This window comes from Rhizobium albus (genome assembly GCA_030160035.1).
GTDB classification, from domain to species: Bacteria; Pseudomonadota; Alphaproteobacteria; order Rhizobiales; family Rhizobiaceae; genus Georhizobium; species Georhizobium albus.
This window is the reverse complement of sequence record BSNO01000004.1, coordinates 568116-593620: the sequence shown is the minus strand read 5'-3', so window position 1 is coordinate 593620 and position 25505 is coordinate 568116. Positions and strand designations below refer to the sequence as shown.

At 62.7% G+C, this 25505-nt stretch carries 27 protein-coding genes; 14 read left to right on the top strand and 13 right to left on the bottom strand.

Annotation, left to right across the window (positions count from 1 at the left end):
- Positions 1 to 12 precede the first annotated feature (12 nt).
- The 4 genes from QQL76_RS18085 to def all read right to left on the bottom strand — a co-directional run bounded on the left by QQL76_RS18085 (position 13) and on the right by def (position 3328).
- A complete protein-coding gene (locus QQL76_RS18085; protein ID WP_499208824.1) occupies positions 13 to 1005 on the bottom strand; it encodes an adenosine kinase in 993 nt (330 codons plus the stop codon).
- A gap of 80 nt (positions 1006 to 1085) precedes the next feature.
- A complete protein-coding gene (gene truA, locus QQL76_RS18080; RefSeq protein WP_499208823.1) occupies positions 1086 to 1829 on the bottom strand; it encodes a tRNA pseudouridine synthase A in 744 nt (247 codons plus the stop codon).
- Positions 1829 to 2764 (bottom strand): methionyl-tRNA formyltransferase, encoded by a 936-nt coding sequence (gene fmt, locus QQL76_RS18075; protein ID WP_404863052.1) that lies wholly within the window; start codon positions 2762 to 2764, stop codon positions 1829 to 1831. The genes truA and fmt overlap by 1 nt, the downstream gene beginning before the upstream one ends.
- A 39-nt stretch (positions 2765 to 2803) precedes the next feature.
- Positions 2804 to 3328: a peptide deformylase gene (gene def / locus QQL76_RS18070; RefSeq protein WP_499208822.1), complete on the bottom strand. Its 525-nt coding sequence runs from the start codon at positions 3326 to 3328 to the stop codon at positions 2804 to 2806.
- 143 nt (positions 3329 to 3471) lie between these two features.
- On the opposite strand from def, the gene QQL76_RS18065 reads away from it, so the two are divergent.
- A complete protein-coding gene (locus tag QQL76_RS18065) occupies positions 3472 to 4686 on the top strand; it encodes a DNA recombination protein RmuC (protein ID WP_499208821.1) in 1215 nt (404 codons plus the stop codon).
- A 69-nt stretch (positions 4687 to 4755) separates the two neighbouring features.
- Positions 4756 to 5670 carry a ribokinase gene (locus QQL76_RS18060; RefSeq protein ID WP_499208820.1) on the top strand — a complete coding sequence of 305 codons (915 nt, stop codon included), beginning with the start codon at positions 4756 to 4758 and terminating at the stop codon, positions 5668 to 5670.
- Positions 5671 to 5678: 8 nt separating this feature from the next.
- Here the strand turns inward: QQL76_RS18060 and QQL76_RS18055 are convergent, their stop codons facing one another.
- The 3 genes from QQL76_RS18055 to hrcA form a co-directional block, all read right to left on the bottom strand.
- On the bottom strand, positions 5679 to 7133 hold the full coding sequence (locus tag QQL76_RS18055; protein ID WP_404863055.1) for a RimK family ATP-grasp domain-containing protein: 1455 nt from the start codon (positions 7131 to 7133) through the stop codon (positions 5679 to 5681).
- Positions 7133 to 8242: a GNAT family N-acetyltransferase/peptidase C39 family protein gene (locus tag QQL76_RS18050; protein WP_499208819.1), complete on the bottom strand. Its 1110-nt coding sequence runs from the start codon at positions 8240 to 8242 to the stop codon at positions 7133 to 7135. The genes QQL76_RS18055 and QQL76_RS18050 overlap by 1 nt, the downstream gene beginning before the upstream one ends.
- A 122-nt stretch (positions 8243 to 8364) precedes the next feature.
- Positions 8365 to 9435: a heat-inducible transcriptional repressor HrcA gene (hrcA, locus tag QQL76_RS18045; protein WP_499208973.1), complete on the bottom strand. Its 1071-nt coding sequence runs from the start codon at positions 9433 to 9435 to the stop codon at positions 8365 to 8367.
- Positions 9436 to 9635: 200 nt separating this feature from the next.
- Here hrcA and rph point away from each other — a divergent pair, with 200 nt between their 5' ends.
- The 4 genes from rph (at position 9636) to hemW (ending at position 12707) form a co-directional block, all read left to right on the top strand.
- Positions 9636 to 10355 carry a ribonuclease PH gene (rph, locus tag QQL76_RS18040; RefSeq protein WP_404863057.1) on the top strand — a complete coding sequence of 240 codons (720 nt, stop codon included), beginning with the start codon at positions 9636 to 9638 and terminating at the stop codon, positions 10353 to 10355.
- On the top strand, positions 10352 to 10777 hold the full coding sequence (locus QQL76_RS18035) for a VOC family protein (RefSeq protein WP_499208818.1): 426 nt from the start codon (positions 10352 to 10354) through the stop codon (positions 10775 to 10777). The genes rph and QQL76_RS18035 overlap by 4 nt, the downstream gene beginning before the upstream one ends.
- A complete protein-coding gene (rdgB, locus tag QQL76_RS18030) occupies positions 10774 to 11430 on the top strand; it encodes a non-canonical purine NTP pyrophosphatase (RefSeq protein WP_499208817.1) in 657 nt (218 codons plus the stop codon). Before QQL76_RS18035 ends, rdgB begins: the two co-directional genes overlap by 4 nt.
- Positions 11431 to 11510: 80 nt before the next feature.
- Positions 11511 to 12707 (top strand): coproporphyrinogen-III oxidase family protein, encoded by a 1197-nt coding sequence (gene hemW / locus QQL76_RS18025; RefSeq protein WP_499208816.1) that lies wholly within the window; start codon positions 11511 to 11513, stop codon positions 12705 to 12707.
- Here hemW and QQL76_RS18020 read toward each other — a convergent pair.
- The 6 genes from QQL76_RS18020 to QQL76_RS17995 all read right to left on the bottom strand — a co-directional run bounded on the left by QQL76_RS18020 (position 12704) and on the right by QQL76_RS17995 (position 17226).
- Positions 12704 to 13204, bottom strand: a complete 501-nt coding sequence (locus QQL76_RS18020; protein ID WP_499208815.1) for a gluconokinase — start codon at positions 13202 to 13204, stop codon at positions 12704 to 12706. The two genes, hemW and QQL76_RS18020, sit on opposite strands and share 4 nt — an antisense overlap.
- Positions 13205 to 13244: 40 nt before the next feature.
- Positions 13245 to 14213, bottom strand: a complete 969-nt coding sequence (locus QQL76_RS18015; RefSeq protein WP_499208814.1) for an adenosine deaminase family protein — start codon at positions 14211 to 14213, stop codon at positions 13245 to 13247.
- Positions 14210 to 15430 (bottom strand): phosphopentomutase, encoded by a 1221-nt coding sequence (locus QQL76_RS18010; RefSeq protein ID WP_499208813.1) that lies wholly within the window; start codon positions 15428 to 15430, stop codon positions 14210 to 14212. The genes QQL76_RS18015 and QQL76_RS18010 overlap by 4 nt, the downstream gene beginning before the upstream one ends.
- 81 nt (positions 15431 to 15511) lie before the next feature.
- Entirely contained in the window at positions 15512 to 16090 is a 579-nt protein-coding gene (locus QQL76_RS18005) for a TadE/TadG family type IV pilus assembly protein (RefSeq protein ID WP_499208812.1), read from the bottom strand.
- A gap of 1 nt (position 16091) precedes the next feature.
- Positions 16092 to 16697: a TadE/TadG family type IV pilus assembly protein gene (locus QQL76_RS18000; RefSeq protein ID WP_499208811.1), complete on the bottom strand. Its 606-nt coding sequence runs from the start codon at positions 16695 to 16697 to the stop codon at positions 16092 to 16094.
- 124 nt (positions 16698 to 16821) lie between these two features.
- Positions 16822 to 17226, bottom strand: a complete 405-nt coding sequence (locus QQL76_RS17995) for a pilus assembly protein N-terminal domain-containing protein (RefSeq protein WP_126012530.1) — start codon at positions 17224 to 17226, stop codon at positions 16822 to 16824.
- A gap of 320 nt (positions 17227 to 17546) precedes the next feature.
- On the opposite strand from QQL76_RS17995, the gene QQL76_RS17990 reads away from it, so the two are divergent.
- The 8 genes from QQL76_RS17990 (at position 17547) to QQL76_RS17955 (ending at position 25490) form a co-directional block, all read left to right on the top strand.
- Complete coding sequence (locus tag QQL76_RS17990; RefSeq protein ID WP_499208810.1) at positions 17547 to 17720, top strand: Flp family type IVb pilin; 174 nt, start codon at positions 17547 to 17549, stop codon at positions 17718 to 17720.
- A 126-nt stretch (positions 17721 to 17846) separates the two neighbouring features.
- Entirely contained in the window at positions 17847 to 18368 is a 522-nt protein-coding gene (locus tag QQL76_RS17985) for an A24 family peptidase (protein WP_499208809.1), read from the top strand.
- A gap of 112 nt (positions 18369 to 18480) precedes the next feature.
- The gene (gene cpaB, locus QQL76_RS17980) at positions 18481 to 19278 is read left to right on the top strand and encodes a Flp pilus assembly protein CpaB (protein ID WP_404863064.1); all 798 of its coding nucleotides are present in this window, start codon (positions 18481 to 18483) and stop codon (positions 19276 to 19278) included.
- Positions 19279 to 19364: 86 nt separating this feature from the next.
- A complete protein-coding gene (locus QQL76_RS17975; protein ID WP_499208972.1) occupies positions 19365 to 20858 on the top strand; it encodes a type II and III secretion system protein family protein in 1494 nt (497 codons plus the stop codon).
- Between the two features lie 17 nt (positions 20859 to 20875).
- Positions 20876 to 21553 (top strand): CpaD family pilus assembly protein, encoded by a 678-nt coding sequence (locus tag QQL76_RS17970; RefSeq protein WP_404863066.1) that lies wholly within the window; start codon positions 20876 to 20878, stop codon positions 21551 to 21553.
- Between the two features lie 78 nt (positions 21554 to 21631).
- Positions 21632 to 22885, top strand: a complete 1254-nt coding sequence (locus QQL76_RS17965) for a CpaE/TadZ family protein (RefSeq protein ID WP_499208808.1) — start codon at positions 21632 to 21634, stop codon at positions 22883 to 22885.
- Positions 22886 to 22941: 56 nt separating this feature from the next.
- Positions 22942 to 24462: a TadA family conjugal transfer-associated ATPase gene (locus QQL76_RS17960; RefSeq protein WP_499208807.1), complete on the top strand. Its 1521-nt coding sequence runs from the start codon at positions 22942 to 22944 to the stop codon at positions 24460 to 24462.
- Positions 24463 to 24476: 14 nt separating this feature from the next.
- Positions 24477 to 25490, top strand: coding sequence for a type II secretion system F family protein (locus tag QQL76_RS17955; RefSeq protein ID WP_499208806.1), 1014 nt, complete (start codon positions 24477 to 24479; stop codon positions 25488 to 25490).
- The last annotated feature ends 15 nt before the right edge of the window (positions 25491 to 25505 follow it).

The window sequence follows — 25505 nt, the reverse complement described above, 5'->3', positions numbered from 1 at the left end:
TCAGCAAACGCCTCATCCCAGCCCGTGCGCCTTCGCCTCGTCGCGGAGCGACTGCAGGGGGCGGGGGCCGATTTGCTGGATGACGAGGCCGGCGGCGAGCGAGCCCAGTCGGCCGCAGGTGGCGAGGTCGCGGCCCTGGGTATAGCCGTAAAGAAAGCCGGCGGCGTAGAGATCGCCTGCGCCGGTCGTGTCGACCAGTTCCTCGATGGCGAGGGGCTCGACGATGACGCGCTCGTCACCGGTGACGACGATCGAGCCCTTTTCGCTCATGGTGACGACCGCGAGGCGGCAATCCTTGGCGATGCGTTCCAGCGCCTCTTCGAGGCTCTCGGTATCATAGAGCGATTTCGCCTCGCTGGCATTGGCGAAGACGATGTCGACCGTTCCCGAGCGCATCAGATCGAGGAACTCGGCCCGGTAGCGATCCACGCAGAATGGATCGGAAAGTGTCATCGACATCTCCCGGCCATTGGCATGAGCGATGCGGGCGCATTCGCGGATCGCTTCCTTGGCGCGGGGCGGATCCCAGAGATAGCCTTCGAAATAGGTGACCTTGGCGGATGCGACGACCGCCTCGTCGACGTCGTCCGGTCCGAGTTCGACGCAGGCGCCGAGATAGGTGTTCATCGAGCGCTCGCCATCGGGCGTAACGAAGATCATGGAGCGCGCCGTCGGCGGGGGCGAGGCGAGCGGTGCCGTTTCGAAATGAACGCCTTGAGCGCGGATGTCGTGCGCGTAGATTGCGCCGAGCTGATCCTTGGCGACCTTGCCGAAGAAAGCGGCCTTGCCGCCGAAGCTTGCGATGCCCGCTGCCGTGTTGCCGGCCGAGCCACCGGAGGCTTCGACAGCCGGACCCATCCGGTCGTAGAGCGTCTCGGCGCGTTGCGCATCGATCAGGTTCATCGCGCCCTTGATGATGGCATTGTCGTTGAGGAACGCATCGTCACAGCGGGCGATGATGTCGACAATGGCATTGCCGATGCACAGGACGTCGATGGAAGACATGAAGGGTTCCGGAGCTGTTGGAGAAGCGGGCCGTCCGCTGTTCTAGAGGTGCTGCGGTTCGAATGAAAGCAGCGATGGGTTCAATAGTCGACGCTTGCGAAATAGAGCCCGTCGGGCGGTGCGACAGGGCCACATTTCTTGCGATCGCGCGCTTCAAGCGCGGCGGTCATGGTGTCGGCGCTCCAGCGGCCTTCGCCCACGAGCTTGAGGGACCCTGCAAAAGAGCGGATCTGGTTGTGCAGGAAGCTCTGGGCCGAAGCGTGGATCTCGATCACCTCCCCGCTGCGCGATACATCCAGCCGGTCGAGCGTGCGCACCGAGTTCTTCGCCTGACACTGGACGGAGCGGAAGGTCGTGAAATCGTGGCGTCCGACCAGGCGCTGCGCCGCCTCGTGCATGGCGTCGGCATCGAGATGGCGCGGCACCCGCCACGCGCGGTCGCGAAGTACGGTCAGCGGCGCCGCGCGGTTGACGATGCGGTAGACATAATGCCGTTTCAGCGCCGAAAAGCGCGCATCGAACTCTTCGGTCACCAGGTCGACGGCGAGGATCGCGACGGCATCACGGGCCTTGATCAGATGCGCGTTGACGGCATTGCGAACGGTCTCGACCGGCCAGTCGCGCGCCAGGTCCACGTGGCCGACCTGGCCGAGCGCATGGACGCCCGCATCGGTGCGGCCGGCGCCTTTTACGGTCACCGTCTCGCCGCTGAAGCCGAAGATCGCAGCCTCGATGGCGCCCTGCACGGAGCGGCCATTGTCCTGGCGCTGCCAGCCGACGAAGCTCGAGCCGTCATATTCGATGGTCAGCTTGTAGCGCGGCATCAGGAGAGGACCGTGCCCTTCACGATGCGGCCGCCGCGCTGGAAGTCGTCCGCCGCCAGCGGCTTGCCGCCGGCACGCTGCAGCTTCACGAGGCGCACCGCGCCGTCCGCGCAGGCAATGGACAAATCGTCATCCAGCACCGTTCCGGGCGCGCCGCTGCCTTCTACGAGGCGCGATGCCAGCACCTTCACGCGCTCGGGCTTGCCGGCGAACTCCGCTTCGAACCACGCGCCTGGGAAGGGCGAAAGGCCGCGTATGTGGTTGTGGACCTCCGCAGCCGGTTTGGAAAAGTCGATGCGCGTTTCGGCCTTGTCGATCTTGCGGGCATAGGTCGCGCCCTCTTCTGGCTGCTGGGTCAGGGTCAGCGTGCCGGCCTCCAGCGCCTTCATCGCGCGGGCCATCAGGCTGCCGCCGATCACCATCAAGCGGTCGTGAAGTTCGCCGGTGGTCATGTCGGGATCGATCGTCACGCGCTCGGTGAGCGCAACGGGGCCGGTGTCGAGGCCGGCATCCATCTTCATCACCATCATGCCAGTTTCCGCGTCGCCCGCCATGATCGCGCGGTGAATGGGCGCCGCGCCGCGCCAGCGCGGCAAGAGCGACGCATGGCCATTGAAGCAGCCGTGATGGGGCGCATCGAGGATTGGCTGCGGCAAGAGCATGCCATAGGCGACGACGACGGCGACGTCGGGTTTCAGCGCAGCGAAAGCTGCCTGTTCCTCGGCGCTCTTCAGGCTTGTCGGCGTGCGCACGTCAAAGCCAAGGAGTTCGGCCTGCTGGTGCACGGGCGACTTGACGGGAGCCAGGCCTCGACGGCCACCGGGCCGTGGCGGCTGGGTGTAGACGGCGAGGATCTGATGCCCGTCCTGCGCCAAGGCGGCAAGCGTCGGCACCGCAAATTCCGGCGTTCCCATGAAGACGATCTTCAACGGCATCGGATCTCTTTCCGCAGACGCAGCCGCCTGCCGGCCAATTCAGAGCGCCGAGGCCGGCCGCGACTTGGCGAGCTTGGTGAATTTGCGCACGACCATATCGCGCTTCAGCTTCGAGATGTGGTCGATGAAGAGCACGCCGTTCAAATGGTCGAGTTCATGCTGGAGGCAAGTGGCGAGAAGGCCATCGGCCTCGACGGTGCGCTTCTTGCCGTCGATGTCCAGGTGGCGCACGGTGACCCGTGCCGGCCGTTCGACTTCGGCATAATAGTCAGGGATGGAGAGGCATCCCTCTTCATAGACCGACCGTTCGTCCGAGGATGCCAAGATCTCCGGATTGATGAATATCTGGGGCTGGCGGCCCTCTTCTTCCTTCGCGACATCAATCACCAGAAGCCGGCGCGGAACACCGATCTGGATCGCCGCGAGCCCGATGCCCGGCGCATCATACATGGTCTCGAGCATGTCATCGACGAGCCGGCGCACGTCGCCATCGACGCGTTCGAGTGGCTCGGAGTGCTGGCGCAGCACGGGATCGGGAAGGAGGACGAGTGGCTTGATGGTCATGCCCGGCAATTAAGCATCGCCGGCTTTCTCGTCAATCTTCCGCATGCTCAACGAGGCTCGTGGCTTTGCAGGTTACCGCGAGATCGTTAAGCCTGTTCACGTTTTGATCTGGCATGGAGCAGGAATCCGTGTAGGATTTGGGGATGGTCGACTTGTCTCTCCTCGCGCAGCCCCTCTTCACCCTCGGCGATGCCGCCGTCAGCTTCGGCATGGCTGGTGCTACGTTGCTGGTGGTTCTCGCCATCCTGTGGATGTGGCGCTCCGCCGTCCGGCGTGCCGAACGTGCCGAGCTCGTGCAAGCGGCGGAGGAGAGCGAGCAGCGGCTTGCCGAAATCCTCAAGGCGCAGTCGGAAATGCAGGGCCGCATGGCGACCATGGCCGAGCTTTTTGGCGCACGGCAGGCGGAACTCAATCAGTCGATCCAGCAGCGGCTGGACGGCATGACGCAGCGGCTCGGCACGACGCTCACCGAGCAGACGCGTTCGACACACGAGAACCTGACGAAGCTTCAGGAGCGCCTCGCCGTCATCGACACGGCACAGAACAACATCCAGTCGCTCGCCAAGGATGTCGTCGGGCTGCAGGCGATTTTGTCCAACAAGCAGACGCGCGGGGCGTTCGGCCAGTCGCGCATGGAAACGATCATCGCCGACGCGTTGCCGATGGGCAGCTACACCTTCCAGGCTACGCTTTCGAATAACCAGCGCCCCGACTGCCTGATCCACATGCCGAACGGGCAGCCCTCGCTCGCGATCGACGCCAAATTTCCGCTCGAAGCGTGGCATGCCATCCGGGCGGCGGAGAATGCGGAAGCGGCGAAACCGGCCGCGCAGCAGTTTCGCCGCGACATGGACGTGCATATCCGAGCCATATCGGAAAAATACCTGATCAAGGGCGAGACGCAGGACACGGCATTTCTCTTCGTGCCGTCGGAATCGATCTTCGCCGAAATCCACGAGAATTTCGAGGAGATCGTCCAGCGCGCGCACCGTGCCCGCGTGGTCATCGTCTCGCCCTCGCTGCTCATGCTGTCGATCCAGGTGGTGCAGGCGATACTGCGTGACCAGCGCATGCGCGAACAGGCGCATCTCATCCAAGGCGAAGTGGCAAAGCTGATGATGGATCTGACGCGGCTGGATCAGCGCGTGCGGAACCTGCAGACCCATTTCGGCCAGACGCAGAAAGACATCGACCAGATCGTCACTTCGACCGACAAGCTCGCCAAGCGGGGAGCCCGGATCGAGGCACTGGAACTCGAGGCACCCGGTGCCGACACCGCTCAGCCAGCCGCCGAGCCGACCCAGGCGGTCGAGAGCCGCACCGGGTCATTGCGGCTGCGCGTGGTGGAAGAAGACTGACACCCCCTTGCCGGCTCAGCCGAAAAAGGCAGAGTGGCCGGCGCATGCAAGCGGGGAGACAATCAGGGCATGATCACCGTCGTCGGCTCCATCAACATGGACCTCATCGCCAATGTCGCGCGGTTGCCGAAACCGGGCGAGACGCTGGCGGGTACTGCGTTTGCCACTGCCGCTGGTGGCAAGGGCGCCAACCAGGCGCTGGCTGCGCGCCGCGCCGGTGCCGATGTGGCAATGGTGGGCGCCGTTGGAGCGGATGGCTTTGCCGCTGAGGCGCTCGCGCTTCTCGCCGAAGCGGGAGCCGATCTCGACAAGGTGGCTCGCGTCGAAGGCGCCACCGGCATCGCCTCGATCCTGGTCGGTGCCGAAGACGGCGACAATGTCATCGTGGTCGTCGCGGGTGCCAATGGTGAAGTCGGTGCGGATGCGGCGAAAGCGGCCGTCGACCGGATGGGCAAGGACGATACGCTGCTTCTGCAGATGGAGATACCGGCGCCTGCGATCGAAGCGGCGCTGCGCGCGGCGCGCGACAGGAGCATCCGCAGCATCCTCAATGTCGCGCCCCTGACGGAGGATGCGATGACACTCGCTCCGCTCGCGAGCATCGTCATCGCCAATGAAACGGAATTCGCGTTGCTCTGCCGTATCAAGGACCAGTCTGCGGCAGAGCGCGAGGGTGCGATGCAGGCGATGAGCCGGGACAGAGACCAGACGATCATCGTGACGCTCGGCGCCGATGGCGTAATGGCCTTTCACGACGGCCGGATGCATCACGTGCAGGGACTATCGATCAAGCCGGTCGATACGGTCGGCGCGGGCGACACGTTCTGCGGCTATCTCGCAACCGGGCTCAATGCTGGTCTCGATTTCGAGCTGGCGCTCCGGCGCGCGGCCGCTGCCGGCAGCCTCGCCTGTCTCAAGCCCGGCGCGCAGCCCTCGATCCCCACGGCTGTGGAGGTCGATGCCGCGCTGGCCGACACCCAATAAGCGGGCGCTCAACCCTCGAGGCGTTCGAGGAACCAGTTGGTCAGCCTGGTCCAGACTTCATCCTTCTCGGCGAAATCCTCGACACCATGTTCTAGGTTCGGATTGTCGTTGACCTCGATCACGAACACGCCATCGTCGGTCTCTTTGAGATCGACGCCATAGAACCCGTCGCCGATGCAGCGCGCAGCACGCAGGCCCGTGTCGAGCACGAGCGGTGGCGCGGATGCCAGCGAAAAACCACGGAAGCCGCCTTCGAGCGGCTTGCCGCCGGTATCGTGCTTGATGATCTGCCAGTGTTCCTTGGCCATCAGATACTGCACCGCGAACAGCGGTTTGCCGCCAAGCACCCCGATGCGCCAGTCATAGGCCGTGGGCATGAATTTCTGCGCCAGCAGCAGGTCGGAATCCTCAAGCCAGGTCGTTGCGAGCGCCTTCAGCTCTTCAAGAGACCCCACCTTGGAGACGCCGCGCGAAAATGACGAATCCGGGATCTTCAGCACCATCGGAAATCCCAGAAGATCGGCGGCGCGCGGCAGGTCGTCTATGCCGGCAATCATCACCGTCTTCGGCACAGGGATGCCGTTTCCAGCCATCAGCTCGTCGAGATAGACCTTGTTGGTGCAGCGGATCATCGAAACCGGATCGTCGATCACCGGCATGCCTTCCTGCTGGGCACGGCGCGCGAAGCGATAGGTGTGGTTGGAGATCGACGTCGTTTCGCGGATGAAGAGCGCATCGTAGTTGGCAAGCCGCGACAGGTCGCGCTTGCCGATCGGCTCCACTTCCACACCCATGCGGGCGGCGATCCGCGCCCAGTGCTTCAGGCTCGATATGGACGATGGTGGCAATGCCTCGTTGGCGTCGACGAGGGTGGCGAAGGTGTATTTCGCCGGTGTCTTGGCCTTGGCGTCGCGCCATTGCCGACCCGTATAGCGGTTGAGGCATTCGAAGAAGAAGGCGCGCTCCTTGTCGGAAAGCTTCGTCACCGAGCCGAGCGCCACTTTCGGGATCGAGAGCCAAGCGCCATTGTCCTTGATGGTGACTTCGACGAAGGGCGCGCGAAACCAATCGAAGACGAGGCGTGCAAAGCGTTCCAGGCGCTGGTCGGCGGTATAGCCGAAAAAGATGTTGAGCCGGGTTGGCCGCTCGCCTGCCTTGGCGCAGACCTTGTTCAGCGTGTCCTCGAGTTCGGGGATTGCGTTTTCGTAGAGCTTGCGCGCCGACAGGTCGATGATCGTCTCGACCGACGGAATCACGCGCTGGCCGCGCGCGCCGGCGAGCAGCGAGGCGTAATAGCCACGGCTCTGGTAGCGATAGGAGCGCGCCAGGTTGATGATGTTCGGACGGGAGCCCCGGAACAGTTCCGGGCGCGCGAGGTAGTCGCGGGTCGCAAGCACTTTGTGGGAGGTCGCCGCATGATCGATGTCGTTCATGCGCGACGACAGAATCACCCAGTTGAACATCAGGACCGTCTGCCTTTCAGAATCACCGCAGCACGCAGGTTGGAGCGGCCGAAACGGGTGATGCGATCGAATATGTCGTAGGGAACCGGCAGGTTGGATGCGTCCGACGCCGTTTCGGACGTTTTCTCTTCCACCCACGGATCATTGATAATCAGGTGCCGACCATCGTCACCATGCACGAGCACCCAGTGCGGCACCTTCTTGCCGAACATGTAATAGCCGGAGATCAAGACGATGGCCGAGTGGCCCCGTTCGATCGCAGCCCGGATCGTATGCAGCGAAGCGGCAAAATTGAGGACGGGAATGGCCGCTTCTTCCACCCGGCGACGAAAATCGCGCTGAGCCAGTTCCATGACCTGGCGCTTCTCCAGGTTCCGGACCGTGTCGAGGAAAAGCACGTTGGTATCGGTGACGTAGATCTCCGGCTCCAGCCCATAGGCATGGGCCGTAACGGCAAGACCGAACGGTTCGCAGCCGCCCATGCCGGACATCATGAAAACGGTCGTCGCCTCGCGCCAAAAGCGGATTTCCCAGACCGGATCCAGATAATCGCGCGACACATAGCGCGCGAGCGCCATGTTCAGGCAGGCGGCACCGCAGGTAAAATCCGTCGTCTGCTCATAGAACGGCGTCACATAATCCTGATGCTCGTCGTCGCGCAGGCGTTTCTCAAAACGCAGCGCGCGGCTGTGGTCCTCGTAATAATCCTCGTAGACGCCGATGCGGCGATAGCCGGAGCGCTTGTAGAGCGCGATCGCCGGCATGTTGTCTTCCCGCACTTCAAGCCGCAGGAGGAAGCGGTCATGCTGCTTGGCAGCCTCTTCCGCCTTGGCCAGCAGCGTCTTGCCGGCACCCTGCCCCTTTGAATCGGGCGCAACCGCGATCGAATAAAGCCGCGCGAGGCCCGTGCCCTTGCGAAACAAAAGCATCGCGTAGCCGACGATGCGCCCGGCCTCGTTGCACGCCACGATCGTCTCGGCTGTCGGCCGGTTGATCAACGCGCGAAAGGAACGCCTCGAAATCCTGTCGGTCGTGAAGACGGCGTTCTCGATGGCGAGAAGGGCATCGATGTCGTCGTGGGTGGCGGGACGTATCCGCAGAGCGGACATGGGAACACTTCCAAAAGGTGCGCCGCGTGTGGCACGGCTGCTTTGCATAGGCCGACCTTATCATCGGCACGCGGAGCGGCGGAATGGGCCAACCACCCGCCCATGCAAAGAAATATGATCGATCAGCGCATCATCTTCGAGACGAGCTGTGCGGTATAATCGACCATCGGAACAATCCGCGCATAATTCAGCCGGGTTGGCCCGATCACGCCCACCGCGCCGACCACATGCGCTTCGCTGTCGCGATAGGGCGCGACGATGAGCGATGAGCCGGAGAGCGAAAAAAGCTTGTTTTCGGAGCCGATGAAGATGCGCACGCCGGACCCTTCCTCGGCGAGCGTCATCAGCTGCACGAGGCTATCCTTCTTCTCCAGTTCATCGAACAGGAGCCGCAGCCGCTCGATGTCTTCGCCGCCCGAGACGCTGTCGAGCAGATTGGCACGGCCGCGCACGATGAGCTGGGCGGGTTGATCCTTGCCGCTGCCCGACCACACAGCGAGACCCCGGGAAACGAGATCCTGGCTGAGTTCATCCAGTTCGCGCGTCAATTCGGATTTCAGCGTTTCCAGCTCGCGGCGCACTTCGGGGATCGTGCGGCCGGCGAGATGCGCGTTGAGAAAGTTCGAGGCCTCGGTCAGCTGTGACGCGGTGGTTCCGACCGGCAATTCCAGGATGCGATTTTCGATATGGTCGTGCTCACCCACGAGGACGGCGAGCGCGCGCGTCGGGTCCAGCCGAATGAACTCGATGTGCTTCAGCACCGTGTCGGATTTTGCCGCGATCACGAGACCCGCGCCGCGCGAGAGCCCCGACAGCATCTGGCTCGCATCGGTCAGAAGGTTCTCGACCGTCTGGTCGCGGTCGCGGTGGGTCTGGCGGATCTGCGTCTCGATCTGCACCCGCTCGTCATCGGACAGCGCGCCCGCCTGCATGAAGGCATCGACGAAGAAGCGCAGCCCCTGCTGGGTCGGCAGCCGCCCGGCCGAGATATGCGGCGCATAGATGAGGCCGAGATGCTCCAGATCGCTCATCACGTTGCGCACGGATGCAGGCGAAAGCGCCATGGGCAGGATGCGCGACAGGTTGCGCGACCCGACAGGCTCGCCCGATTCAAGATAGGATTCGACAATGCGTCGGAAGATCTCGCCGGTCCGGTCGTCAAGCGCTCCCGAAAGCGACGATGATCCGGACAAGGAAGCCGAGCCCTGGCTCAGCTTTGGCGTCTTGGAGAAGCTGTTCACGTTGGTGGTCGACTCCGTGCCATTCGTCCTCAGATATAGTGTCTCCGCGAAGCGGACGGAAGAGAGGCGCATCCTGTGCCATCAGGCTTTTCCTTTGCAAGCGGGCTTTGCCGACGATAGAAGGCAGCCAACTTGATCAGCAGGAGCTCCCAATGCGACCTTCAGGGCGGAAGCCAGACCAGATGCGCGCCGTTTCCTTCGAGCGGAACTTCTCCAAGCATGCGGAAGGCTCGTGTCTCGTGAAATTCGGCGATACGCATGTGCTCTGCACCGCATCGCTGGAAGAGCGGGTTCCGCCATGGTTGCGCAATGCCGGTCGCGGCTGGGTCACGGCCGAATACGGCATGCTGCCACGCGCTACCGGCGAGCGCATGCGCCGTGAGGCCGCTTCCGGCAAGCAGGGCGGCCGCACTGTGGAAATCCAGCGCCTCATTGGCCGGTCGCTGCGCGCCGTCGTCAATCTGGAAGCGCTCGGCGAGCGCCAGATCTCGATCGACTGCGACGTGATCCAGGCCGATGGCGGCACGCGTACCGCGTCCATCACCGGTGCCTGGGTCGCCCTCCACGATTGCCTGAAATGGATGGAAGCACGCAGCATGGTAAAAACCGATCGCGTGCTGAAGGACCATGTGGCAGCCGTTTCCTGCGGCATCTTCGCCAGCCAGCCGGTCATCGACCTCGACTACCTGGAGGATTCCGCCGCCGACACCGACGCCAACTTCGTCATGACGGCGTCTGGCGGCATCGTCGAAATCCAGGGCACTGCGGAAAAGGATCCGTTCTCGCAGGATGAGTTCCAGACGCTGATGAGCCTTGCGCGCGCCGGCATCGACGAGCTCGTCGGCCTGCAGAAGGCTGCGATCGGCGCATGACGAACGGGCCCGCCGCACCCTCTGCCATCCTGGAATCGGCGCTTTACGCCGAGGATTTGGAGCGCGCGGAGGCGTTTTACGGCGGGATACTCGGCCTGGAGAAGATCGTGGCCGTCGAGGGACGCCACGTCTTCTTTCGTTGCGGCGCCGGCGTGTTGCTGATCTTCAATCCGCAAGCGACGCGGGAACCTTCTACGGATCCAGACATGCCGGTCCCACCGCATGGGACAATTGGCCAAGGGCATCTCTGTTTTTCGGCAAGCGCAGACGAGATCGACGGCTGGGTCATGCATCTCGCCGCAAACGGCGTCGCCATCGAGGCCGATTTCCATTGGCCGAATGGCGGCCGATCCATCTATTTCCGCGATCCGGCCGGCAACAGCCTGGAATTCGCCGAACCCAAACTCTGGGGACTGGAATGAGACGTCTGACGGAAAAGAAGCTCGTCGTCGCTTCGCACAATGAAGGCAAGATCCGCGAAATCGCAGAGCTCATCGAGCCCTTCGGCTTCGAGATCGTGACGGCGAAATCGCTTGGCCTTCCCGAGCCGAAGGAAACCGGGACCACGTTTGAGGAAAATGCGGCACTGAAGGCGCTTTCCGCAACGAAGGCGACCGGTCTGCCGGCATTGTCCGATGACAGTGGCCTGATGGTCGATGCGCTTGGCGGAGAGCCCGGCGTCTACACGGCCGACTGGGCCGAACGACCGGATGGCAGCCGCGACTTCATGATGGCGATGGAAAAGGTCGAGGCGCTGCTGTCCGAAAAGGGAGCCACAGCGCCCGAGGAACGCCGTGCGCGCTTCGTATCGACGCTCTGCCTCAGCTGGCCGGATGGCCATGTGGAATTCTTCCGCGGCGATGTCGAAGGCACGCTCGTCTGGCCGCCGCGCGGCAATGACGGCTTCGGCTATGATCCGGTGTTTCTGCCTGACGGCCATTCCCGCACCTTCGGGGAAATGACGGCGACGGAAAAGCATGGCTGGGTTCCGGGTCAGGCCGAGGCGCTTTCCCACCGGGCGCGCGCCTTCAAGCTCTTCGCGGAAACAGGCCTTGCCGAACGAAATGCGTCGTGAGACGCGTTGATCATCGCGCGGATGCGTCGCGATTCGACGCAGATGGCCGCTGAACCGAAAACGTTGCGAAGACACTGGCCATGACCATCACGACCCGATTTACCGGCGATTTCCGCGCCTATCCCGACGCGGGCGACCCGGGCTTCGGCGTCTATCTGCATTGGCCGTTCTGCGCGGCCAAATGCCCCTATTGCGACTTCAACAGTCACGTCCGCCACAAGCCGGTCGACCAGAACCGCTTCGTCGACGCATTCCGGCAGGAGATTGCCTATACGGCGGGGATGACCGGACCGAAGACGGTCACCAGCATATTCATCGGCGGCGGCACTCCGTCTCTCATGGATCCGTCGACCGTCGGCGCCATCCTCGACACGGTCGCGCGCAACTGGCATGTGCCGGACGGTATCGAGATCACGCTCGAGGCCAATCCATCATCGGTGGAAGCGACGCGCTTTCGCGGCTATCGCGATGCCGGGGTGAACCGCGTTTCCATGGGCGTCCAGGCGCTCAACGACGCCGATCTTAAGGTGCTCGGCCGGCTCCATGACGTCGAGGATGCGCTGAAGGCGATCCGGCTTGCACGCGAGATTTTCCCTCGGCTTTCCTTCGACCTCATCTATGCCCGCCCGAACCAGACTGTCGCCGCCTGGGAAGCCGAACTGAAACAGGCGATCGGCTACGCGGTCGACCATCTGTCGCTTTACCAGCTGACCATCGAAGAGGGCACGCCCTTCTACGCCCTGCACAAGGCGGGCAAGCTGATCGTGCCCGATGGCGATCTTTCAGCCGAACTCTACGAGGCGACGCAGGCAATCACAGGCGAGGCCGGCATGCCGGCCTACGAGGTCTCCAATCATGCCCGGCCAGGTGCCGAAAGCCGTCACAACCTCACCTACTGGCGCTACGGCGACTATGCCGGCATTGGCGCCGGCGCGCACGGGCGGCTGACGCTGAACGGCACCCGCATCGCCACCGCGACGGAGCGCATGCCGGAACGCTGGCTGGAGATGGTGGAAGCCCGCGGCGCCGCCCATGTCGAGATCGAGGAGCTGGAGCCCGAGGAGCAGGCCGACGAATTGCTGCTCATGGGGCTGCGGCTGACGGAAGGCATCGAAGTGTCGCGTTGGCAGGCGCTTTCGGGGCGGCCTTTCGATTCCGCGCGCGAGCGGGACCTGATCGCCAACGGCTTCCTGGAGCGGCTTGGCAACGATCGCATCCGCTGCACGCCGGCCGGCATGCTCATTCTCGATGCGGTGGTTGCGGATCTCGCGATCTAAAACCCATCAACGGGGCTATTCGCTGATTTTTCAAGAAACCGGTCAATGATCGCATCAATGGGCTGGTCGATGTCGATCACCCTCGCGCCCTCGTCCGGCCCCGGCACTTCCAGCGTTGCCAACTGGCTGGCCAGCAGATCGGCCTTTATGAAGTGGCCTTCGCGCGTTTCAAGCCGCTGCCGCAGCACATCCTCGCTTCCCACGAGGCAGAGGATACGCATGGCCCGTGCCGCTGAGCGTAGACGATCACGGTAGGCGCGTTTCAAAGCGGAACAGGCAACCACGATCGGGGAGCCTCCCGCCTTCTGCAGGGCAGTGATTTCCGATGCGATGCGATCCAGCCAGGGGCCCCGCATTGCATCGTCAAGCGGCTGGCCGGCAGCCATTCGGGCGATGTTTTCAGGCGGATGGAACGCATCGCCTTCGATCAGGCGACCGCCGATTCTGTCGACAAGTTCAGTCGCCACGCTCGACTTGCCGCAGCCGCTGACGCCCATGACGAGGATGACCGTGGCTTGATCCGGCATCAGCACGGCGTCAGAGTTTCGCGAGAAGCGCCTGGCGCGTCGGCTCGTCGACGAAAGCAGCCTCGATCGCAGTGCGCGTCACGTCCCGCAATTGGGCATCCGTCAGGCCGAACTCTTCCGACCCCAGCGCATATTCCCGCGCGAGCGACGTATCGAAGAATGGCGGATCGTCCGAGGCCAGCGTGACGTTCACGCCCGCTTCCATCAGCCGTCGAAACGGGTGCGCTGCGAAGTCGGGGAAGACGTTCAGCGCAATGTTTGAACCGGGGCAGACTTCCAGCACCGTCCCCTCGTCGGCCAGGCGACGTACGAGATCGAAATCCTCGATCGCACGCACGCCGTGGCCGATGCGGCTTGGCCGCACCACATCGAGCGCGTCGCGCACGCTTTCGGGACCGACGAGTTCGCCGGCATGAATGGTGATGCCAAGGTCCGCATCACGCGCAATGTCGAAAGCACGCGCGTAATCCGCGACGCGGCCGAACCGCTCTTCCCCCGCCATGCCGAAACCGGTGATCAGCGGATGCGGACGGGCCGCCGCGAAGCGCGCCGCACCCTCCACGGCCTCCGCCCCCAGATGGCGCACGCCGACCACGATCATCCGGCATTCGATGCCGGATTTGTCTTTGGCGCGCGCAATTCCTTCCGCCAAGCCTTCGATATAAGCTTCCGCCGACAGGCCGGCGGTGCGGGCATGGTCAGGGGAAACGAAGATTTCGCTGTAGATGGCTCCGGCCACATCCAGTTCGGCGAGATAGGCTTCGGCAAGCAGCGCGTAATCCTCCGGCGTCCGGAAAAGCGCGGCCGCTCCGTCATAGGCTGCCATGAAGGTCGTGAAATCGTGCCAGACATACCGGTCGCCGGCAATGAAGCTGGCGGTGTCGACACCGTAGCGCTTAGCCTGCGCCCTTGCCAGCGCCGGCGGGATGGCGCCTTCGATGTGGCAATGAAGTTCTGCCTTGACCACCGGACCCGTCACAGAAACGACCGCCCATGCCTGCCGCGCGGCAGTTGCAGATGCGTGGCGATGCTTTCGCCGATATCTGCAAAAGTCGTGCGCACGCCGATCGACCGCGCGATGACATCCGGCCCGAAGGCCAAGATCGGCACCCGTTCGCGCGTATGATCGCTGCCCCGCCAAGTGGGATCACAGCCATGATCCGCAGTGATGATCACCACATCGCCCTTCTTCAGCTTGGCCTCGATCTCCGGCAGGCGCTGATCGAAGGCTTCAAGTGCGGCGGCGTAACCGGGCACATCGCGGCGGTGACCGAAGAGCATGTCGAAATCGACGAAATTGGTGAAGACGAGATCGCCGTCCTCGGCATCGTCGATCGCTTCCAGCGTCCGCTCGAAAAGCGCCATGTTGCCATTGGCCTTGCGCAGGTCCGTCACGCCTTGGTGGGCGAAGATATCGCCGATCTTTCCGACAGCGATAACGTTGCGGCCGGCTTCCTTCGCGCGATCCAGCAAAGTCGGCTCCGGCGGCGGCACCGAATAGTCGCGGCGGTTCCCCGTACGCTCGAAGGTGGCAGCGCTCTCGCCCACGAAAGGACGGGCAATGACCCTTCCGATGTTCAGCGGCGCGACGAGGTCGTGCACCAGTTCGCAAAGCTTCAGGAGCCGGTCAAGACCGAAATGCGTCTCATGAGCGGCAATCTGAAAAACGCTGTCGGCAGATGTGTAGCAGATCGGCTTGCCGGTGCGGATGTGCTCTTCACCCAGCCTTGCGATGATCTCCGTGCCGGATGCATGGCAATTGCCGAGGATGCCGGGAATGCCTCCTTGCCCCACGATCTCGGCCACCAGTTCGGGCGGGAAAGCATCGCCTTCGCTCGGGAAGTAGCCCCATTCGAAATCGACGGGCACGCCTGCGATTTCCCAGTGGCCGGAGGGCGTGTCCTTGCCGCGCGAGGTTTCGCTGGCTGCGCCATAGATCGCGCGCGGCCGCTCATTGGTCGCGAGCGCTTCCGGTGTCGCGCCTGCAGCAAGGCGCATTGCGCGGCCGAGCCCGAGCGCTTTCAGATTGGGAAGATGAAGCGGCCCTTCGCGCAGGCCCTGCCGGTCGCCCGCGCCCATGGCGCAGAACTCGGCGATGTGGCCGAGCGTATCGGCACCCTCATCGCCGAATGCCTGGGCATCGGGAGCGCCGCCGATACCGACGGAATCGAGCACGAACAGAAATGCGCGCGACATGAAACACCTTCTTCAAGACCAGGCTTCAAAGAGGTTCCATCGCCAGAATGGTCAAGTCATGTCAAGCGCAGGCGCTCAGCGCTAGCAGGAGCAGGTGACGCGTTCGCCGATGCGGGGGCGCAGATGATAAGTCTTGGCCATGTCGATACCGGTCATCGTCTGCCCGGTGATCGGGAAAGACGTGATCATGTCGTGCCGGTAATCGATCTCGCTGCGCAGCAGGAACGTGTTCGCGATCTTCAGATTTTCCGGAATGTCGACGACGGAGCCGACCGTGTAGGCCGCCTCGCCATTGCCGCCATTCGGCTTCCAGGACCATTCGACCTTGGGCACCAGATCCGTCCCCACCCAGATGCCGGTGATCTTCATCGCAACCGGCGTGGGGTCATAGGGCGACATGATGCTTTGGGCGACCGTGTTCATGCTCTTCAGCTTGTCACGCGTGACCGACTGCTCCTGCGTGATCAGGTCGGCAACCGTGCTCGAGGCGCGTGCCAGCTTCTTGTTGACCGACATGGCAACCGACACTTCGACCGCGCCGATATAGAGCACGATCATGACCGGCGCGATGAAGGCGAACTCGATGGCGCCGACACCGGACCGATCGCCACGCAACCGACGCAACAGCCCGCGAAACGTCGTCTTTGGCGCAGCGCTCATCTCAATACGCCTCGTTCTGGAATGCGGAGGTCCCGACGATCAGGTAGTCGGTGGGCATCGACCCATCTTCGGGCCGGATGTTCGTGATGTACGGACGAATGAGGTCCGTGATGATCGGCCAGCGATAGAAGGCGCGCACCATGTTGATCGAGCCTGCGCCGCCTGGCGAATAACCGAAATTCGTCGTGTCCAGATCGCCAAAGGCGCGGTTGTCTTCACGGGGAATTCCAACCGGAATGTTGGAAAAATTCGAGAACGACCGAATGTCGAGATAGAGCTTGTCGGTGTCGCAGGAGAGCATGATCTCGATGCGTTCGCAGAAGGCTTCGCGAAATTCAGCTGCGTTCATGTCGGTCGGCAGATTGGCGCCAGCCGTGATCTGACCGGTGCGCAGCTGTCGGCCGATATCGTCGACAGCGTTGTCGAGCACCTGCTCCGCCGCATAGGCGATGCAGGATTCGATGATGGCGAAAAGCAACATGAAGAACGGGATCGCGAGCATGGCGAACTCGATCGCGACCGCACCTTCATCGGAACGGCGGAACGTACGCCCTTTCAGACAAAGGCGTCTGAACACACCTTTGCGCCCTGTCGATGCTGTCATCATGGCCCCCGCAGCTGCCCTTTTGTCACCAAAAGGATTAGCGCAAAGGCCTTTACAATCCGTAATGGGAACCGCTCGAATCCGGCGCAACTGCCCCGGATACAGGCGTTTCATCAGCTAAATCGGGTCAGTTGACCGCAGCGGCGGCCTCGGATGGGCGCTCGCAGGTGGGCGAGCAGATCAGGGTCGAAGGCTCGGTGTTGCGGTAGACGCGCAACTGGTCCGTGCCATCCCGCGCGACGACGATCCGTTCGTCGACGAGCGTCGTGCCTTCGGTGTCGATGATGACGAGGTTCGTCACGCCGAACGATCTGCCGGTGACGACGATCGTCTGAGGATCGCTGACCGTGACATCGGCAATGTTGGGGTTTCCGATGATGACCTTGCTGACAGCGCGGTCGAGCTTCAGCACACGCGCGTAGTCCATGAACACGCGGATGTTCTCGGCCGTGGCCGGGAGGGTCGATACGGCGCCGAACCCGACAAGGCTGCAAAGTGCAATGAGACCCGATCTGGCGGCACGCTTCATCATCTTGGTCGACCCTTCAAGGCTGATCTGGAAGGCGCCATCGTTCCGCCTCCGCATAGAACGCGCGTCGGCGCCCATGTGCCAAGACTGAACGAGAATGGTGAATGAAGGCTTAAAGCGGCCCGCTATGCACAGTTTGAATTTTAACGATCACCGACTGCACTTGTTAACCATCGGGGCGGGATGGGGGCGGCAAGCTTTCGGTAACCCTGTTTCTTAAGTGGATCGCAATGGGCCACACGTAGATTAGCGTCATCCGATCAACACGGCAGAACACGTTGACGGCAAATGCTGAATTTCACGGTGGAGCAAGGAGTAGCAAGATGAAAAACCTTATCGCACGTTTCATGAAGGACGAGTCGGGTGCAACGGCCATCGAATACGGCCTGATCGCAGCTCTGATCTCCGTCGGCATCATCAGTGCAGTCGGTCTTCTGGGTAATGAGTTGGCGCTGACCTTCAACGAAGTAACGGACGGCCTCCAAAATCGTAACTAACGATAAGATGGTCGCCTCTTGACCGAAATGGAAAGCCGCGCGCGATGCATGCGGCTTTTTTCATTTAAGAATGCTCCGGAAGCGCGGAAACTTTCACGGGTTCAACTTCGCCATAGGCTAACGCTCATGCTCACAGCAGCTATTCTCGTCATCTTTCCGCTCTGCATGGCCTATGCGGCGTTTACGGATCTGTTGACGATGACGATCGCAAACCGCGTGTCGTTGCTGCTGATCGTTTCCTTTTTCTGCATAGCGCCGATGGCAGGCCTGGGTCTCCACGAGATCGGAAATCACGTGGCGGCGATGCTTGTCGTCTTCGTCATCTGCTTCGGCCTTTTCGCTGCAAACACGATGGGCGGCGGCGACGCCAAGCTTCTATCCGCCAGCGCGCTCTGGTTCGGGCTGGGCACGGAACTAATGACGTTCCTCATCCTGGTCACCGCGATCGGCGGTCTTCTGTGCCTCTTCATCCTCAAGGCGCGTAGCCCGGCTGGCATTTACATCATGTCGCGCATCCCGCTGACGCATAATCTAACCGCCACTTCTCAGGGCGTGCCCTACGGCATCGCGATCGGCGCTGCCGGGCTCATCACCTATCCCGACACGGCCATCATGCAGCAGGTCATGGCGCAGCTCGCGGCCGGCTAAGGCCGCTCTAGCAAGGTTTGGTTAACTACGCTTGTAAGCATCACGTTAACCTTAATTACACCAATAGCCGACATTCTCCGCAGAACAGACAGTCGTGTTCCGGGGAATCACCATGAAGCCTGCCCGCCTCGTCATACTTACCGTGGCCGTTGCCGCGGCTGGCCTCGCCGGGTATCTGGCGATGACGCTGAGCGCACCGCAGCCCGTCACCGAGCCGACCATTCAGCAGGTCACCGAACGCATCGACGTGACCGACGTGCTGGTCGCCAATACCAGCCTGCCCATCGGCACCCGCATCACCGAAGAGGTGATCGAATGGCGTGAATGGCCGACGAGCGGCCTGACCGAAGGTTTCATCACCCGCGACGAACGCCCTGACGCATCGACCGAGCTTGCAGGCGCCGTGGTCAGATTGCCGGTTTTCGATGGCGAGCCGCTGCGCGCCGAGAAGATCGTCGATTCCTCCTCGCGCATCATGTCGTCGCTGCTGCCGTCCGGTAAGCGCGCTGTCGCAACCGACATTTCCGTATCGACCAGCGCCGGCGGCTTCATCCTGCCGAACGACCGCGTCGATGTCGTCATGGTGCGGCGCGGGGAGACCGACAACTATCTGACGGAAGTCGTGCTCAGCAACATCCGCGTTCTGGCGATCGACCAGACCATCCAGGAAAACGAGGACGGCAGCCGCACGGCGATCGGTTCGACCGCGACGCTCGAGCTGACACCTGAGCAGACGCAGGTCATCGCGGTCGCCCAGCAGATGGCCGACCGGCTGACGCTCGCGCTGCGCAGCGTCGCCGACGTCCAGCAGCCCGACACGACATTTGCAGAACATCTCTTGAGCGGTGCGAGCGGCGCTGACGCGATCCAGCTCATCCGCTCCGGCGCCATCACGAGCGTTGGCCAGTAAGACTTAAACGGGGGCAGACCACAGTGCTGACATCCAAGACATTTCGCCCGACCGCCCGCACGACCCGTTTGTCGACGGCTTTCGCGCTGATCCTTCTCACCGGTGCGGCGACGCTCGGCAATCCCTTCGACGGCTTCCAGGTCGCGACCGCTCAAGCGCAGGAAGCGAACATCATTCGCATCGCACAGGGCGGTGCCGGCGTTTCCAAGCGCGTCGGGCTCGGTCTCAACAAGGCGGTGGTGATCGATCTGCCGAGCCAGGCGGGCGACATCCTCGTTGCCGACCCCTCCATCGCCGATGCGGTCAGCCGCACATCCACACGGCTCTATCTCTTCGGCAAAGCAGTCGGCCAGACCAACATCTTCGTGTTCGGGCCGAACGGCGAAGAGGTGGTCACGCTCGAACTCCAGATCGAACGTGACATTACGGGGCTGCAGCAGCAGCTCGCACGCTTCATTCCCGACAGCGACATCAATGTCGAAATCATCAACGACAACATCGTGCTGAACGGCTCGGTGCAGACGCCGCAGGATGCTCAGCGCGCCAGCCAGCTCGCGCAGATCTTCCTGACGGGCGGTGAAGCGACGACCCGCAACCTCACGGCTGTTGGCGACGGCGGCGATGCCGCGATCTTCGCCGAAGATCGCCAGGTCTCGCAGATCGTGAACCTGTTAACGATTCAGGGCGAAGACCAGGTCACGCTGAAGGTCACTGTCGCGGAAGTTAGCCGCCAGGTGCTGAAGCAGCTCGGCTTCAATGGATCGACCTCCGGCACGAGCGGAGCCTTCTTCGGCCAGCTCAGCCAGGGCCTCGGCAGCAATCTCGAGCAACCGCCGATCGCCGGCCTCAGCAGCTCGATCGGCGGTACGATCGGCAGCGTCAACCTGGCTTCTCAGCTCAACGCGCTCGAACGATCCGGCGTGATGCGCACACTTGCCGAGCCGTCGCTGACCGCAATTTCTGGCGAGGCTGCTTCTTTCTTCGTCGGCGGCGACTTCCGTCTCGTCGAAGACATCACCGTCACTCCAGCGGATGACAACAACCCGGCTCGCCAAAATTATACCATCGGCGAAGTGCAGTACGGCATTGGCCTGGACTTCACGCCACTGGTGCTGGGACCGGGCCGTATCAGCCTCAGGGTCCGCACGGAAGTGTCGGAACCAACCTTCGAAGGCAGTGTCGGAAACCAGGCCGGAACGCTGCTCGGCATTCGCCGGCGCGAGGCGCAGACCGCGGTGGAACTGCCTTCAGGCGGCTCGATCGTGATCGCCGGCCTCATTCGCGACGATATCCGCCAGGCCATGTCGAGCGTGCCTGGAGCGTCGAGCATTCCAATCCTCGGCACGCTCTTCCGCAGCCGCGATTTCCAGCGCAACGAAACCGAGCTGGTGATCATCGCAACGCCCTATCTCGTGCGTCCGGTGGCCCGCAACGAGCTTGCCCGTCCCGATGACAATTTCAACGCAGCAAGCGACGGCGCCGGCTTCTTCCTCGGTCGCGTGAACCGCGTCTATGGCCGCGCCGACACCAATCTGCCCGATGGCCGTTATCACGGCGTCGTCGGCTTCATCTACAAGTAAGGGCGGGGGCTTCCACCATGACCTTGAAGGCACGATCACCTCACATCAGCCTCCGCACCGTGCGCAGCGCCCTTCTGGTTGGCCTTGCCACGACGCTTGGCGCCTGCGCCAACGTGCACCACATCGAAGTCGGTGCCGTACCTGACGATTATCGCACCAACCACCCGATTATCGTCAGCGAGCAGGAGCGCACGATCGACATTCCGGTCGCCTCGGGCGATCGGCGCATGACGCTCGGTGCACGCAGCGCAGTCCGCGGCTATGCCAATCGTTATCGCGACACGGCGTCTGGCGCGATCACGATCCTGACACCGCACGGCTCCATCAATTCGAACGCCGCGTCGATCATCGCCAACGACATCCGTTCCGAGCTGGTGGCGCAAGGCGTTCCGGGTGGCAACATCATCGTGACGGGCTACCAGGCCAACACCACGGGCGATGCGGCGCCGATCCGCCTTTCCTATTATGCGACGGCCGCCTCGACCGGCGAGTGCGGACGCTGGCCGGAAGACATTCTCGCCAATGGCAACGAGAACAAGCACTACGCCAATTTCGGCTGCGCGACGCAAAACAACCTCGCTGCCCAGATCGCTGATCCGATGGATCTGATCGCACCGCGCGGCTCGTCGCCGATCGACGCAGAGCGCCGCGGCAATGCGATCCGCGACTACCAGGCAGACGGCGCCGGCCTTTGAGCAGCGACGCCGGCCAGTGATTTGAGCCTTGGGGGCAAAACGACGATGAACGACAGCGGCATTGAAGGACGGGGCGAGATGAGCGAGAGCGACGTCGCACGCGGACAGATCGACAAGCTGAGGCCGCTTCCGCGGATCTCCATCCAGGCTTTCTTCGAAACCGAAGGCCTGCTGCGGACGATCGAGCGCTGTGGCGAAGATCGCCGCATGGCCAAGGTCAATCTTCGGGTGAACAAGGGCGGACTGCCGGCTGCGATCAACATGTTCGCGTCGCATCCGACGCCCAATCTGATCATCCTGGAATCGGATGGCGACCGGGCAACGCTGCTTGGCGAACTCGAGCAACTCGCAGAGGTTTGCGATGCCTCCACCAAAGTGGTCATCGTCGGACACCAGAACGATGTCGGCCTTTACCGCGAGCTTATCCGCAACGGCATTTCCGAATACATCGTCGCTCCGGTATCACTTGCCGACCTGATCGGCGTCATTACCGCGATCTTCGTCGACCCCGAAGCGGAGCCGCTCGGCCGCACCATCGCCTTTGTGGGCGCGAAGGGTGGCGTCGGATCGTCCACCATGGCGCACAACTGCGCCTTTGCGATATCGAACCTCTTTTCCGAGGAAGTCATCCTCGCCGATCTCGACATGCCCTTCGGGACGGCCAACATCAATTTCGACCAGGACCCGCCCCAGGGCATGTCCGAGGCGGTGTATTCGCCAGAGCGGCTCGACGACGTGTTCCTCGACCGCCTCCTGGCCAAGTGCTCCGAGCGTCTTTCGATGCTTGCCGCACCGTCGATGCTCGACCGCACCTATGATTTCGACCCCTCGGCCTTCATGCCCATGGTGGAAGTGGTGCAGCGCAGTGCGCCGGTGGCCGTTCTGGATGTCCCGCACATCTGGACCGACTGGGCGCGCAATCTGCTCTCATCGGTCGATCAGGTGGTCATCACGGCGGTGCCGGATCTCGCTAATCTGCGCAACACCAAGAACATGCTGGATGTGCTGAAGAAGATGCGGCCGAACGATCAGCTGCCGCATCTCGTGCTGAACCAGGTGGGCTTGCCCAAGCGCCCCGAAATCACGCCGGCCGATTTCTGCGATCCACTCGGTATCGAGCCGATCGCGATCCTTCCATTCGAAGCGGCGCTCTTCGGATCGGCGGCAAACAGCGGCCGCATGATCAGCGAGATCGACGCCAAGTCTGCCACGGCCGAGACGATTTCGCAGATCGCGCATGTCGTCACGGGACGCGCAGAGGCGAAGAAGCGCAAGAAGTCTGGCTTGCCGGACCTGATGTCGCTGCTCGGCAGGAAAAAAGCAGCACGCTAGTCGGTCCCCAGACCGCCCCACACGTGCGGCAAGCGAATTGAAGAACGGAAAGATCGATGTTCGGCAAAAGAGGCAAGGACGGATTTCAGCGCCCCCAGGTGCCGGTAGAGCAGATGCCGCCATTGGCTCCGGAAAGCCTGCGGCCGGTTGCCGACGAGCTTGAGCTGGCAGGCGCCGAGCCTACCGGCCAGGCTGCCGATGCGATGCAGGCCAGAGCGCCGACGCCCCCGCCGGTGCTCGAAACGCGCACCAAGGTGGCGCCACCCCCGCCGGCACCGGAGCGCAAGCGCCCCCGCAAGACGGAAAATTATTACGACACCAAGAGCCAGGTTTTTGCCGCGCTGATCGATACGATCGATTTGTCCCAGCTTGCCAAGCTTGATGCCGAAAGCGCGCGGGAAGAAATCCGCGACATCGTCAACGACATCATCACGATCAAAAATTTCGCGATGTCGATCTCCGAGCAGGAAGAACTGCTCGAGGATATCTGCAACGACGTGCTCGGCTACGGCCCGCTGGAGCCGCTTCTGGCCCGCGACGACATCGCCGACATCATGGTCAATGGCGCCGGGCAGACCTTCATCGAAGTCGCCGGCAAGGTGGAAGAATCCGAGATCCGCTTCCGCGACAACTCGCAGCTTCTGTCGATCTGCCAGCGCATCGTCAGCCAGGTCGGCCGACGCGTCGATGAAAGCTCGCCGATCTGCGATGCGCGCCTTCCCGACGGCAGCCGCGTGAACGTCATCGCGCCGCCGCTCGCCATCGACGGCACCGCGCTTACCATCCGAAAATTCAAGAAGGACAAGCTGACGCTCGATCAGCTGGTCAAATACGGCACGATCACGCCGGAAGGCGCGACGATCCTGCAGATCATCGGTCGCGTTCGTTGCAACATCGTCATCTCCGGCGGTACCGGCTCGGGCAAGACGACGCTGCTCAACTGCCTGACGCGCTATATCGACCGCACCGAGCGGATCATCACCTGCGAAGACTCCGCCGAACTTCAGCTGCAGCAGCCCCATGTGGTTCGTCTCGAAACCCGCCCGCCGAACATCGAAGGCGAAGGCGAGGTGACGATGCGCGACCTCGTCAAGAACTGCCTGCGTATGCGCCCCGAGCGGATCATCGTCGGCGAAGTCCGTGGACCGGAGGTGTTCGACCTTCTGCAGGCAATGAACACCGGTCACGACGGTTCCATGGGCACCATCCACGCCAACACGCCGCGCGAATGCCTGGCACGTATGGAATCGATGATCGCCATGGGAGGCTACACGCTTCCCGCACGCACGGTGCGCGAGATGATCGTCGGCTCCGTCGACGTCATCATCCAGGCATCGCGCCTGCGCGACGGTTCGCGCCGCATCACGCACATCACCGAAGTGATCGGCATGGAGGGTGACGTCATCATCACCCAGGACCTGGTGAAGTTCACCATGGACGGCGAAGACGCCAATGGCCGCATCATCGGCGCGCATAAATCGACCGGTATCGGCCGCCCCTATTTCTGGGATCGTGCGCGCTACTACAACGAGGAAAAGCGCCTCGCTGCCGCTCTGGATGCGATGGAACGGGAATAGGGAAGGCGACGCTCGTGTTCGGTTTGGACCCGCAAGTTCTGCTCATCGTTCTGCTTGTCGCGGTGGCCGCTGCGGGGCTGTCCTATGGCGCCCTCTACTCACGGTTCGAGAATGAAAAGAAGGCGGAAGTCCGCCTGAAACGCGTGCGCGCGGCTGAAACAGACCAGAACGCCGTGCGTGTTGCGCGCGACCGTGTCAACGAAGCATCGCGCCGCCGCAAGACGATCGAGAACTCGCTCAAGGATCTCGAAGACAAGCAGAAAGAGAACCAGAAGACGTCCAAATCGCCGCCACTCAAGGTGCTTCTGGTTCAGGCGGGTCTCTCAATTACCCCGCGCCAATTTTACCTGATGAGTGCCGCGCTCGGCTTGCTGCTCGGCTTCGTCACCTTTGCAGCGGGAATGCCGCTTCTCGTCGTGGCGGGCGTTACGTTTGCCGCCGGTTTCGGTGTGCCGCGCTGGATCGTCGGCTACATCCGCTCCAAGCGCATGAAGGCGTTCCTCAACGAATTTCCAAATGCGCTCGACGTCATGGTGCGCTCGATCAAGTCCGGTCTGCCCCTGAATGACGCGATCCGCCTGATCGCAGCCGAAGGCCAGGAGCCGGTGAAGAGCGAGTTCCGCCGCATCGTGGAAGCCCAGCAACTCGGCCTCTCCGTACCGGATGCGGTCGCCCGGCTTTACAACAGCGTGCCGCTGCCCGAGGCGAGCTTCTTTGCCATCGTCATCGCGATCCAGGCGCAAGCCGGCGGCAACTTGTCCGAAGCCCTTGGCAACCTTTCCAAGGTCCTGCGCGACCGCCGGAAGATGAAGGCCAAAGTTCAGGCCCTGTCGATGGAAGCAAAGGCATCGGCTGCCATCATCGGCGCCCTGCCCTTCATCGTCGCTATTCTCGTCTACCTGACGTCGCCCGACTACATGATCGTGCTTTTCACCGATCCGCGCGGCCAGTTCATCATCGGCGTGTCGGCCGTCTGGATGACGATCGGGGTTCTCGTCATGCGCAACATGATCAATTTCGAAGTCTGAGACGGGGCGAGCACG

Coding starts and splice junctions, on each gene's coding strand:
- QQL76_RS18005 (WP_499208812.1), bottom strand. CDS start 16,090: ATGAGCGCTGCGCCAAAGACGACGTTTCGCGGGCTGTTGCGTCGGTTG.
- fmt (WP_404863052.1), bottom strand. CDS start 2,764: ATGCCGTTGAAGATCGTCTTCATGGGAACGCCGGAATTTGCGGTGCCG.
- QQL76_RS18060 (WP_499208820.1), top strand. CDS start 4,756: ATGATCACCGTCGTCGGCTCCATCAACATGGACCTCATCGCCAATGTC.
- QQL76_RS18035 (WP_499208818.1), top strand. CDS start 10,352: ATGACGAACGGGCCCGCCGCACCCTCTGCCATCCTGGAATCGGCGCTT.
- QQL76_RS18085 (WP_499208824.1), bottom strand. CDS start 1,005: ATGTCTTCCATCGACGTCCTGTGCATCGGCAATGCCATTGTCGACATC.
- QQL76_RS17985 (WP_499208809.1), top strand. CDS start 17,847: ATGCTCACAGCAGCTATTCTCGTCATCTTTCCGCTCTGCATGGCCTAT.
- QQL76_RS18065 (WP_499208821.1), top strand. CDS start 3,472: ATGGTCGACTTGTCTCTCCTCGCGCAGCCCCTCTTCACCCTCGGCGAT.
- rdgB (WP_499208817.1), top strand. CDS start 10,774: ATGAGACGTCTGACGGAAAAGAAGCTCGTCGTCGCTTCGCACAATGAA.
- cpaB (WP_404863064.1), top strand. CDS start 18,481: ATGAAGCCTGCCCGCCTCGTCATACTTACCGTGGCCGTTGCCGCGGCT.
- QQL76_RS17990 (WP_499208810.1), top strand. CDS start 17,547: ATGAAAAACCTTATCGCACGTTTCATGAAGGACGAGTCGGGTGCAACG.
- def (WP_499208822.1), bottom strand. CDS start 3,328: ATGACCATCAAGCCACTCGTCCTCCTTCCCGATCCCGTGCTGCGCCAG.
- QQL76_RS18010 (WP_499208813.1), bottom strand. CDS start 15,430: ATGTCGCGCGCATTTCTGTTCGTGCTCGATTCCGTCGGTATCGGCGGC.
- QQL76_RS17995 (WP_126012530.1), bottom strand. CDS start 17,226: ATGATGAAGCGTGCCGCCAGATCGGGTCTCATTGCACTTTGCAGCCTT.
- QQL76_RS18055 (WP_404863055.1), bottom strand. CDS start 7,133: ATGTTCAACTGGGTGATTCTGTCGTCGCGCATGAACGACATCGATCAT.
- QQL76_RS17970 (WP_404863066.1), top strand. CDS start 20,876: ATGACCTTGAAGGCACGATCACCTCACATCAGCCTCCGCACCGTGCGC.
- QQL76_RS18050 (WP_499208819.1), bottom strand. CDS start 8,242: ATGTCCGCTCTGCGGATACGTCCCGCCACCCACGACGACATCGATGCC.
- QQL76_RS18020 (WP_499208815.1), bottom strand. CDS start 13,204: ATGGGCGTCAGCGGCTGCGGCAAGTCGAGCGTGGCGACTGAACTTGTC.
- rph (WP_404863057.1), top strand. CDS start 9,636: ATGCGACCTTCAGGGCGGAAGCCAGACCAGATGCGCGCCGTTTCCTTC.
- truA (WP_499208823.1), bottom strand. CDS start 1,829: ATGCCGCGCTACAAGCTGACCATCGAATATGACGGCTCGAGCTTCGTC.
- QQL76_RS17965 (WP_499208808.1), top strand. CDS start 21,632: ATGAGCGAGAGCGACGTCGCACGCGGACAGATCGACAAGCTGAGGCCG.
- QQL76_RS17960 (WP_499208807.1), top strand. CDS start 22,942: ATGTTCGGCAAAAGAGGCAAGGACGGATTTCAGCGCCCCCAGGTGCCG.
- hemW (WP_499208816.1), top strand. CDS start 11,511: ATGACCATCACGACCCGATTTACCGGCGATTTCCGCGCCTATCCCGAC.
- QQL76_RS18000 (WP_499208811.1), bottom strand. CDS start 16,697: ATGATGACAGCATCGACAGGGCGCAAAGGTGTGTTCAGACGCCTTTGT.